General features: G+C 39.0%; 11 protein-coding genes. 4 read left to right on the top strand and 7 right to left on the bottom strand.

Annotated elements, in window-relative coordinates:
• Positions 1 to 5: 5 nt before the first annotated feature.
• The 7 genes from ACRD64_RS24590 to miaA form a co-directional block, all read right to left on the bottom strand.
• Positions 6 to 1,028, bottom strand: coding sequence for a sugar-binding domain-containing protein (locus ACRD64_RS24590; protein ID WP_430937174.1), 1,023 nt, complete (start codon positions 1,026 to 1,028; stop codon positions 6 to 8).
• Between the two features lies 1 nt (position 1,029).
• A complete protein-coding gene (locus ACRD64_RS24585) occupies positions 1,030 to 2,070 on the bottom strand; it encodes a beta galactosidase jelly roll domain-containing protein (protein ID WP_430937172.1) in 1,041 nt (346 codons plus the stop codon).
• Positions 2,071 to 2,154: 84 nt separating this feature from the next.
• A complete protein-coding gene (locus tag ACRD64_RS24580; protein WP_430937170.1) occupies positions 2,155 to 2,523 on the bottom strand; it encodes a hypothetical protein in 369 nt (122 codons plus the stop codon).
• A gap of 166 nt (positions 2,524 to 2,689) precedes the next feature.
• Entirely contained in the window at positions 2,690 to 3,391 is a 702-nt protein-coding gene (locus ACRD64_RS24575; RefSeq protein WP_430937168.1) for a response regulator transcription factor, read from the bottom strand.
• Between the two features lie 73 nt (positions 3,392 to 3,464).
• On the bottom strand, positions 3,465 to 5,027 hold the full coding sequence (locus ACRD64_RS24570; RefSeq protein WP_430937166.1) for a sensor histidine kinase: 1,563 nt from the start codon (positions 5,025 to 5,027) through the stop codon (positions 3,465 to 3,467).
• 228 nt (positions 5,028 to 5,255) lie between these two features.
• Positions 5,256 to 6,656 (bottom strand): adenylate/guanylate cyclase domain-containing protein, encoded by a 1,401-nt coding sequence (locus ACRD64_RS24565; RefSeq protein WP_430937164.1) that lies wholly within the window; start codon positions 6,654 to 6,656, stop codon positions 5,256 to 5,258.
• Between the two features lie 194 nt (positions 6,657 to 6,850).
• Complete coding sequence (gene miaA / locus ACRD64_RS24560) at positions 6,851 to 7,777, bottom strand: tRNA (adenosine(37)-N6)-dimethylallyltransferase MiaA (RefSeq protein WP_430937162.1); 927 nt, start codon at positions 7,775 to 7,777, stop codon at positions 6,851 to 6,853.
• A gap of 95 nt (positions 7,778 to 7,872) precedes the next feature.
• On the opposite strand from miaA, the gene ACRD64_RS24555 reads away from it, so the two are divergent.
• From ACRD64_RS24555 to ACRD64_RS24540, 4 genes are all read left to right on the top strand, one after another.
• A complete protein-coding gene (locus tag ACRD64_RS24555; RefSeq protein WP_430937160.1) occupies positions 7,873 to 8,481 on the top strand; it encodes a Yip1 family protein in 609 nt (202 codons plus the stop codon).
• A 51-nt stretch (positions 8,482 to 8,532) separates the two neighbouring features.
• Positions 8,533 to 8,991 carry an SsrA-binding protein SmpB gene (gene smpB / locus ACRD64_RS24550; RefSeq protein WP_430937158.1) on the top strand — a complete coding sequence of 153 codons (459 nt, stop codon included), beginning with the start codon at positions 8,533 to 8,535 and terminating at the stop codon, positions 8,989 to 8,991.
• Between the two features lie 126 nt (positions 8,992 to 9,117).
• Positions 9,118 to 9,669 carry an RNA polymerase sigma factor gene (locus ACRD64_RS24545; RefSeq protein WP_430937156.1) on the top strand — a complete coding sequence of 184 codons (552 nt, stop codon included), beginning with the start codon at positions 9,118 to 9,120 and terminating at the stop codon, positions 9,667 to 9,669.
• Between the two features lie 8 nt (positions 9,670 to 9,677).
• Positions 9,678 to 11,171: an outer membrane beta-barrel protein gene (locus ACRD64_RS24540; RefSeq protein WP_430937154.1), complete on the top strand. Its 1,494-nt coding sequence runs from the start codon at positions 9,678 to 9,680 to the stop codon at positions 11,169 to 11,171.
• Positions 11,172 to 11,433 lie beyond the last annotated feature (262 nt).

The following is an 11,433-nucleotide window of genomic DNA, read 5'->3' as shown; positions in this document are numbered from 1 at the left end:
CTATTCTATCGATTTTCCTTCTTTTTTCTCCAATAGCTGATATAATCGGTTTGTGTAATAAACCCTATTGGGCCCTCGGTTATGCCACCTTCCAGATAAAAGTCGGATACGCGCACTTGAATGGAATTTTTTTTGCCCATTTCAATAACGCCTTCAGGCACCAAATAGCCTCTTAATTGTGTGTAGGCTTTTGTATATTCGCCCTGTCTGTTTCCGGGTTCAAGGAAACCGGTTTGGCCTATTTTAATTCCATTGATAAAAACTTCGTCCAAATCGTCAATCTTTCCCAGCAGCAATACCACCCTGTCGTTTTCGAAATTATCGTTTGCAACAAATGTTTTTTGATACCAGGCAAATCCATCCAGGCGCTTATAACCTTGGTTTTCCCAGGTACCCGGAACGTAGATCTTACCCCACTCTTTGCCATCACCATTGTCATATCGCCACTCCAGATTATCTCCGGTTCTGAAATTCCATTCTCCCTGTAAGTTCAAAAATGGTTTTAAAGGTCTTTTTTCGGCCAACAACCTAACATTGCCCCTGTTTATCCCGCCCTCCATCTGGTCGTCGTACACTTTAACCGCAATTACATTATGCCCGCTAAAATAAATCAATTGTTCGGGTATGGCATATAACCTATGCGCGTTATATGCTGTGGTATAATATGGTGGGAACTTTCCTGAACCGCCTATCCTTTGTCCGTTAAAAAAAACTTCATCCACATCATCGATATACCCTAGCTCCAATACCAGCGATTCTTTCCGATATTCTTCGGGAATATTAATTTCCTTGCGATACCAGGCATAACCATCGTAGCCATTAAAGCCTTGCATCTCCCAGGACGATGGGACACGTATGTCGTCCCATTCCGAATCGTCAAACGTCCTATCCTTCCAATCCGATTTGTTTCCCAAAGAAAACTTCCACTTTCCCGACAGATGATTCAAGGTTTTGTAATCCTGGCCTTGTGAATACAGACCTAACGTACATAGACTCAAAAGCGATATAACCAGTTGTTTTTTAAACATATCAATCTAAAATATTATCTAAAAAATGTTCAAATATATTCTTACTCTTCTCGTACTCCGAAAAATAGTTATCGAACGCCTCAACCGACATTATTCCCACCGGCCCCTCGTAAATTCCCCCATCATACCTATCGTCCCACACTCTTATGGCCAGTACATTTTTACCACTGTTAAGTTTACTGCTTGGAATACGATAAGCTCTTAGGGTCTGATAGTCCTCCTTATCTGCAAAATAGGAGCCTCGTCTCATTTCGTCCACGGAACCAATTCTTTGGCCATTTAAATAGCTTATGTCCTTGTCGTCTATTCGCCCTAATACCACCACAACATCACCTCCCGAAGTCGATCTATCCCAATTAAATGTTTTCCGGTACCAGGCATATCCATTTAAAAAGCGATAACCTTGAGTTTCCCATTTTCCGGGTACCCTCAAGACTTCCCAATTTCTATCGTCGTATTCGAAACCCTTGTAACTATCGTTATTTCCTGCTTTGAATTTCCAGTTACCCGAAAGATCTTTTAAAAAGTAACGGGCCGTTGCATCCTTATACAATCCTACGCTTCCCAGAATACCTCCTTCGTAATACAAATCATAGACACGAACCGCAATTAAATTGGCACCTGTCTGATTTATCAAACTTACCGGAATTTCATAGTGTCTTTCTTCGGAATAGGCAGAAACGGGATTGGGAAGAAAATTTCCGGTTTTCCCGATTAGTGTACCATTAAAATAAACCTCATCGGCATCGTCGATACGATTTAATTTTAATATAATTTTGTCCTTTGGGGAAACATCGGGGATTTCCACCTTTCTTTTATACCAGGCATAGCCATTATAGCCTTCGTAGCCCTGGCTCTCCCAACTGTTTTGGATATATATCTTGTCCCAGCCTGAAAAATCGTGCGAGGGCAAACGCCAACTCATATCATCCCCAACACTAAAATTCCATGACCCCTGCAACGATTCTATCTGCTGCAGTTGCTGAGCCAATATACTCACCTGTGAACCCAAAAATAATAGTACGATTAAAAATATTCTCATTCGGTTATCCAATAAAAGTGTGTGAGGTTAATTATATCAATTGCTAACTTCCATATATTTGGTATTTGTTTTTGGTCATCCTATCTATTCCCTGTACACAAAAGTTAACGGAACCCGGAAACTTCGGTACTTACAAATTTCATCTGTCTTCACCTTGTTATTGTTAATTGTATCTTTTATCAATTTTCGTATTTCTTCAGTAGCTCCTTCAACATCCAAAACCACAATACAACAATCGTTACAAACTCTTAGCGTCACATATACCTTGGTTCTGTTTCCATTTTCGACAAACAAACTGATATCTTCATCCAGAAAAGAGCGACTAATATCTTTCTGAACATGTTTAACCATTTTTTTGATCGTTCCTTCTTTATCAACTTTTTCAGCCCGAACATTTCCAAATCCTGTGCAAAAAATCAATACCGCCAGAGTTAAAAATTTAATCGTTTTCATGATGATTAGTTTATGATGATTAATGACTGTTATTATTTACACTGTAAATGTATGCTGGCAATAACACTACTGTGTCACTGCCATGTCATACTTTGTAAAAAGATGTCATCAATTTGTCATCAAGAAGCTAATCGTCTGAATTTTTATATATTACAAAGATATATATTCAATTTCCCTTCGTATTACTTACTAACTTATAACCAATTCCGTGAACTGTTAGAATAATATGGGGACGATTGGGGTTATCTTCTATTTTGTTCCGCAATTTTAATATAAAGTTATCAATTGTACGGGTTGTTGGCTGAAAGTCGTAGCCCCAAATTGCATCCAACAGGTTATCGCGAGTGACGGTTCTGTTTTTATTTTGCCACAAATGGTTCAACACCTCATATTCTTTCATGCTCATTTTCACCTGATCGGTTCCTGCATAAGCCATGTAATTGGAAAAGTCTACTTTTAAATTCCCTATTTCAACCTGAGCGATATTACCTTTGTCCACTGGTGTTGAGGAACGTCGGATGACGGCTTTAATCCTTGCCGACAATTCCCTCAACGAGAAGGGTTTGGTGATATAATCATCCGCACCAGACTCCAGGCCAATTACCTTGTCCAGCTCCTCTCCTTTGGCAGATAAAAATATAATAGGTGTTTGCACGTTACTTTTACGTGCCTTTTTACATACATCAAAGCCCGATAATTTCGGAAGCATTACATCCAGCAATACCAAATTATACTTTGAGGACAATATTTTACTTAGCCCATCCTCACCGTCCAGGGCAACATCAACTTCGTAACCTTCGAACTCAAGATTGTCTTTTAATCCCATAACCATATCCGGTTCGTCTTCAACTACAAGAATTTTTTCCATATTTAACTGTCCGTTAATCACTTGGACGAGCCAGAAGCAAACAAGGCTGACATGTCCGCGTTCGTTGAATTGATTATTCCTTTGCGATTGGCAGATAAATCCTAAAGCTGCTTCCTTTTCCCACTTCACTTTCTACGTTTATCTTGCCATGGTGCGCATCTACAATCTGTTTAACAATATTCAGGCCCAACCCGGATCCTTTGGCACGGAATGCTAAATTACCAATGGTTACCCGATAAAATTGTTTAAAAATAAGCTTCTGCTCTTTTCGCGGTATCCCTATTCCGGAATCCTTTACCTCTACCCATGCCATATCATCAGAAGTTCCGGTTGTTATCTCTACCCGCTTTTGCTCCATGCTATATTTTATAGCATTGTCTATCAGGTTCACCAAAGCTTCGTCTATGGCTTCCTTATCTCCCCACACATTTTTGAGCTTCCCTTCCTTAATTAATACGAATTCCAAATTGTTTTGCCGGATGCTATATTTATATCTTTCAATTACAGCACTTACATTTTCGTTTAAATCAAAAAAATTAAAAACATACTTTCTTTTGCCACTCTCCATTTTCGAAAAGTTAAGAATATTATTCACAATTCCGGAAAGGCGTTGCGCCTCTCTGAAAATAACATGGTAACTTTTTTGAAGTTTTTCCGCTCCCTTTACACGGTTCAACTGTAAACTCTCGGCATACATACTGATGAGTGCAAGCGGTGTGCGAATTTCGTGGGATACATTGGATACAAAATCGGATTTTATTTTGGCCAACTGAAGTTGTTTCTGCACGTTTCTATAAGTTAATACCCCCCCGAGCAATAAAACGATATCCACAATGACCAAAATCATTAAATTGTTCCTGCTTCTTTTTTCGATGATAGCCTGAGGAGAATCTCCCAATGGTTTTAGATACAAGGAATAACTTGGCAGCTGCCAGAAAGTTTGGCTTATATCTTCTTCCTTAAAATCCACCTCTTTTTCGTTGGCATATAGCAACTTTTGTGTTTGTGAGTGCAACAAGCCAATGGCAACATCTTGCAGTGCAACAGACTGAATTCTGGGAGCCAGCACATCCAATATAAAACGCTCGGAATCGACCGCAATGACGCCTACAAGCTTTTCTCCATTCGCATTGGTCAACACAAACAACATCAAATGGGTTGACACCTTTTGCTTTGATTCAAAAACCAAAACTTTATGGTAATTGCTCTCCAGGTATACAAAAAGCCTCTTGATTTCTCCCATCTTATTTTTACATGAGTCAACCACTTCTTGCGTCAACTCGTCGGAGATATCTCCTACAACCGTATGGATTCCTTTTAAACTATCTTTGTCATATTTTTGAAAGATAAGCCCCCTTATCAATTGCTGTTGGTTTGATAATACCTTGAAATCCGATTCTTTAATTCGTCCCGGCACCTTAGCTTGATCGGCTACATCTGCCACCCAGCGATTCACCACATCATCGGCATACATATTAATGGAGAAAATAACAGAGGTAAGCTGTCTTTGATAGATTTCTTCAAAAGCTTCCTCTTGCTGGCTAATAGAGTTCAATTGAAAAAACGTGATCAAAAGCGATGGCATCACGATTAACAACAACACCCAAATCAACGGTTTTAGCAGCGAAAATTTCATGCGTTCAAATCTATTGGAGTATCCAGCCCTCGACTTCACCGGGTCGAAATATGGTGAATAAGGCAGTTTAAATGTAAGGATAATTTTAATAAAGAAAGAAACCTGCAAAACAAAACACCATCTTATCAAATGAATGAAAGATGGTGTTTACGTAGTCTTTGCAAGAAAATACCAAGATTTCGCTACGTCCGTTTCTGAAAGAATCATGAACGATTCGTAAAAAGCTGCCTATCCGGCATTTGATTCTATGGACAACATGCGCTCCAGTCGTTCTATTTGCTTGTTTTTATTTACTTCGCGTAGGTTTTGGGCAGTATCGGTATAATATTGATGCTTGCGAATAAAGGTGAGCTGTTTTTGATTCCACTCGTTAAAAGAGCCAATCATATTGCGCACTTTCAGCTCTTCGTATAACATATTGGATACCGGGATAAAGTCCGTTCGTCCAAGATAATCCAGATCAGAATCGCAAATCACCTTCTGTAAAATATTTTGAGGTTCGGGAGGAAATTTAGTGGCCATTATCAAGCCGCAAACAGTATCCATCATATCGTCGGGGAAGTTGTATTTGCTCAGCATTTTTTTGGCAATCACCGTACTGTGAAACTCATGGTCATCGTAACTGATCACATGACCTGAATCGTGAAACAAGGCAGCCAGCTTTACGATTAAAATTTCTTCTTCGTTAAGTCCTTCGGCCCATCCAATCAGTTCTACCTCCGTAACAACGTCGATGGTATGTTTGATGTTATGATAATAAAGTTTTTCCGGCAAGTTTTGCTCCATCATATCCAGCACTTCTTCCTGGATATCCAGGAACTGGATCAACGAATACTTGACATCGAAATCCTTGTTTTTCCGGCCTTTGTGTTCCGGATCTTCCAGCTGGGGCAATAAACCTGCAACATGGTACAAGTCCATCAGTCCTTTATATTTGACCGGCATATCGCCTGACAATTCGCAAGTGAAAAATTCCTTTACCAATTCATACGTCATGGCGGAAATATTAACCATGTTGGGCGAGCTTGCCTTACCCAGCCGGCTTGTAAAATTAACTGCGTCGCCCGCCAATCTGTAAGGTGTCGATTTCCGTCCGGTGGGTTCCGCCAAAACAGGCCCTGTATGTATACCAATGTTTAACCCCCAAAAAGCCGTGTTATTTTCTCCACCGTTAATTTCAACGGCAGCCTGTCGCATTTCAAACGCAGCTAGAATAACATCTATGGGGTTGGTTCTGTTTTCTTCCAACATACCCCCTCCATAGATGAAAATATCACCAACGGTCTTTATTTTTAATATGTTGTATCTTTTGGCAATCGTATCCATCGTTAATTGAAGTTCATCCAACTTATCCATTAGATGCTCTGCATTTGGGTGACCGCTTAACTTATCAAATCCTTCGATGGAAGCATAAAGCAAGGAGGCCCTTTTAAAGCGATGTATTTTTTTACGGGGTGTTTTTTTCTCTTCATCCTCAAACGAGAAATTGGAAAGTAAGCTAAGATACTTATCGTTTTGTTTTTGAATAAAATTGTATCTGCCAACAATTTCGTTCATTTCGCGGTTAAGCTCTTTGTTTCTGTTGGCAAGTTTAGATATCCTGCTTATGTATAACTCTATATTGTCCATATACACTTAGTTCTGTCTACTTTTATATGCAGCGTAACATAGTTTACGGACTTGAATAAAAATAGTTTACACCAGTATACTATTTTTGTGTTAAATAACTGTTTTAATATTTGAACACCTTAATTTTGTTGACCAAACTAAGATCGAGCTATTTCAATTTTTTAAAGCAGTGTTAATTTTAAAAACATCAAGATTCATCCGTTTAATAAATCTTTAATTTTCACAAGTCTACTTTCGATTGATTCACTGGCATCCACCCAATGTATTTCAAATCCGCTCCGTTCCATTTTCCTAAACCATGTCATTTGGCGCTTAGCAAATTGGTGTATGGCAATGTTCAGCCGCTCAAACATGTGCTCAAAGGATATTTCACCAATAACATATTGCGTCAAATATTTGTATTCCAAGCCATAATATAATAAATCTTCGGCATTTACACCAGAATCCAATAGTTTTTTTACCTCATCTACCATACCTTCGTCCAACCTTGATCTCAACCGTTCGGTAATTTTTTCCCGTCTTAATTCCCGGTCAATATTAACCCCAATTATCAATGGGCGCAGTTCTGGTAACTCCACTTCTATTTCGGGATGGTTTTGATAGTAGGTTTCTATTTCGATGGCCCTGACGGCTCTTTTCTTTGTGTCTACTTCTGCTTTGTTATGCAGGCGCTTCATAGACGACAATATACTGGTCAGTTCCGCCAAGGATTTATCTTCCAATCCCTTGCGCAAATTTGGATTTGAAGGTACTTGTATCATTTTAAAACCACTTAATACGGCTTCGATGTACATGCCCGTTCCACCGCACATTATCGGAAACCTGCCTCTATTTCGAATATCTTCAAATGCTTTAAAAAAGTCTCTTTGATACTCGTAAACATTGTACTTATGACCGGCATCGGCAATATCTATCAAATGATAGGGTACTTGATGTCCCTCTACCACGTAATCTTCCAGATCTTTTCCCGTACCCAAATCCATTTTTCGATAAACTTGTCGTGAATCGGCACTAATAATTTCCCCCTTTAATTGATGCGCCAACGGCACTGCCAAAGCGGTCTTTCCACTGGCTGTTGGCCCCAATACCACTATTAAATTATATTTATTGGAATTAATCATAAACTAATTGACTCGATTTTTTTACTTTTACCCTGCAAAGCTAATTAATTTAGTGCGTATTATTTTAATGCACTTAGGTTTAAAACAGGGAAATCATGGAGGCAACAAAAAAGCAGGAAAGCCTAACTGAAAAATATAAAAGTTTATTTGTAAGGACTAAAAATCTGATTGTTTCCCCTAAGCAAGAATGGAAAGCAATCCACAATGAGACGTCTGACATAAATATAATTTTAAGCAATTATGTATTGCCTTATATGGCTGTACTATCGTTAATTACTTTTGTGAGTTACATTGGATCGCATCAAGGATACCCTTTTGAAACGGCCCTAAAAAGAGCATTGTCGCAGTTTGCCTCTTTCTTTTTTGGGCTATACATCTCGTATTTTATTGTACTTAAGATTATCCCCAAATTCACCGTAAGAACTTATCACAAAAACCTGAAACTGCTTGCCTTTAAAATTGCAGCTTACAATTCCATTATTTTATACCTGATTGTAATAGCAACTGCCTTAATCCCCCAGATATACTTTTTGCAAATCATCGGAATTTATACCGCGTATTTGGTTTGGATAGCCACCCATGGCATAGGTAAATTTGAATCGCATGACTTACGCGTCGTTTTTACGGTTATAGTAAGCCTGCTTCTTATGTTTGTACCATACTTTATTTCGGTAATTTTTATAGAAACTGTTGCTTTATATTAAGGACATCCGGTAACATTTCCATCATTTTACCACATATCTATTTCAACCATCATGTCAAAACAAAATAAAATTAACATACGTAACAAAAAAGCCTATTTCGACTACGATATTTTGGAAAAATACGTGGCCGGTGTTCAATTATCGGGCACCGAAATTAAATCCTTACGGTTGGGAAAAGCCAGCCTGGTTGAGGCATACTGTTACTTTATAAAAAACGAACTTTGGGTAAAAGGCTTTAATATTGCCGAGTATTTTTTTGGCACCTATAACAACCACATGCCGTTGCGCGAAAGAAAGCTTTTATTGCACAAAAAAGAACTCCGTAAACTGGACAGAAAAACAAAAGAATCCGGACTTACCATCATCCCACTTCAAGTGTTTATTACTGAAAAAGGATGGGCCAAATTAGAAATTGGGCTTGCCAAGGGAAAGAAAAGTCACGACAAAAGAGAAACACTCAAGACCAAAGATGCCAAGCGGGAAATGGATCGCATTAAAAAAAGTCACTAATTCTTTTACACCACACGCAACCTTTACATACTTCATCCATCTTCCCTAAAAACTTTATCTTCATATATGTTTTGAGCGAATGCCGCAAAGCTTTAACTTAGTATCAATGAGGATAATTAAACAAGCGTGGAGAACCTAATTGAAATTATAAAACAATGCCAGAAAAACAGTGCTCAAGCGCAGAAAAATCTATACGAGAACTTTTCGCCTTGGCTGTTTGGTGTCTGTATACAATATTGTAAAGACAGAACAGAGGCAGAGGATAATTTGCAGGAAGGTTTTATAAAAATATTTAATAACATACATAAGTTCAGATTTGAGGGATCATTTGAAGGGTGGATGCGGAGAATAATGGTAAACACGATCATTGAATCGTTTCGAAAGAAAAATCTCGTTTATCTGGTAGATTCCATAGAGGAGTTCCAGATAGAAGATGAAGAAGTAACCGCTGAAATCCCAAAACATTCGACAAAAGAACTGCTTGAGTTAATAGAATCTTTACCGCCTAAATACAAACTTGTTTTTAACCTGTACGCTCTCGAGGGACTATCACACCAGGAAATTTCAGATGCACTGGGAATATCGGTGGGCACCTCCAAGTCGAATTTATCCAGGGCCAGAAAAATACTAAAGCAAAAACTGGCTGAAAAAACGAATAAAAAATCGCAAACAGCTTGAAACAAAAGATGAATAAGAATAAAAATATCGATCATATATTCAAAGATGGACTTGCCCACTTCTCGGAAGTTCCGCCTGCTCATGTGTGGAATGCTGTTCAGGGAGGTGCTCAAGGCGTCGGACAAAATAAAAAAGCCATCATTTTCTGGAGGAGTGTAGCTGCTGCCGTAATCATAGGCCTACTGTTTTTAGGCGGCTTGTTCTGGAATAACCGAATCGATAACAAAGCAATGGTTACCGATAACGCCATTCCTGCAAAAGGAACAGACACTAAAAAAGCCAACGAAGATACTGACAATATGATTTTAAAGGATTCTTCCGACGAAGAATCCCATGAGGAGAAATACATGGATACGGAGTCAAACTATTCTCCGAATCCACCAATAGTGGCTTTTAAAAACAACAAGCAAGCTGTACACCCCGAAGGAAAAACCGGTACCGAAAATGTTTCGACAGGCTTTTCGGAAAGGATGGTAAATAATGAACAAATTAACTCATCTACCGGTGTAACCGATGGGATGGCAACAAGCCCGCATGCCGTGCCTATTTCTAAAATAGAACCCGGCGCTAATATACAATTAGCCAACGCATTACCTGTTGATGCGACTCAACTTTTTAATACCCAAAACCAAAATACGATTATTGATCTGGAAACGCAAGCCGCCAACAATCTGCTTATAGCGATTAACAATCCATTGGACAACCCGGAAGAAAATAAAAAAAGAACTTTGCAGTTTGCCATAGGGGGTCAATTTTCGCCAAGCTATTCATACCGGGAAACCGGGTCATCCGGAAATGCTAACTCAACAGCAGCGAACGAGGACGGGATAATGTCGTATACAGGCGGCATAAACCTAAACATTAAAACCAGAAAAAGATGGGGAATAGAAACCGGTATTTTTTATGCACAGGTAGGGCAAAAATTTAGCAATCCGCTTATTGGGCGATCTGATAAAATGCTGTACAGCGCCTCCCCAGCCGCAGGGATTAGAAGCAGGGAAGCCAATTTGAAGAATTCCATGGGTAATATTAAACTTCAAAGCTCCGCCCAACAGGATTTAATTCAGGAAGTAGCCACATCCAGCGCCAATATACAACTCAATACCCGAAGCGATGCCACCTTTACGGCTAACGAACTGGAAATAATAAAAATACAACAGGAGTTGGATTACATAGAAATCCCTTTCCTTTTACGATACGACTTACTTAATAAGTCTGTTGGCATTTCAATATCGGGCGGTATGAGCACCAACTTTTTGATAGGAAACGGAGCGTACAAAATAGAAAACAATTCCAAAGACAAAATCGGTGAAATGGAGCATATAAGTGAGATTAACTATACCGCCATCTTTGGTCTCGGACTGCGAACACCCATATTAAAATCTTTAGACTTTAACTTTGAACCCAGAATAAGGTATTTCATGAACTCCGTTACGGAACAAGGAGGTAGTTACAAACCATACTCGATTGGGGTTTATACTGGTGTAAGCTACACTTTCTAACAATTCATTTGGTGCCTTCACCACCTCTCGATTCTTATTAAGCATGCTATCTTCACAATATCATATCGCTAGGTTCATCCCCATACCTTTATTTGAACCCGCCATATGCATTAGAAATCCTGTTACGCAATTAAACTGCTTCAAAGCAAGGCGTTTCACTGAATTGCTTCAACTCACCAGAACGGTGCTCCCGAAAGTAATCAAAGAATTTATCGTGGGTAAAAAAATTACATTAAAATTTCATCGCACTTGATGTTGCGGG

The organism is Saccharicrinis sp. 156 (assembly GCF_050589685.1).
Taxonomy (GTDB): domain Bacteria; phylum Bacteroidota; class Bacteroidia; order Bacteroidales; family Marinilabiliaceae; genus Saccharicrinis.
This window is presented reverse-complemented; position numbering and strand designations above follow the sequence as displayed.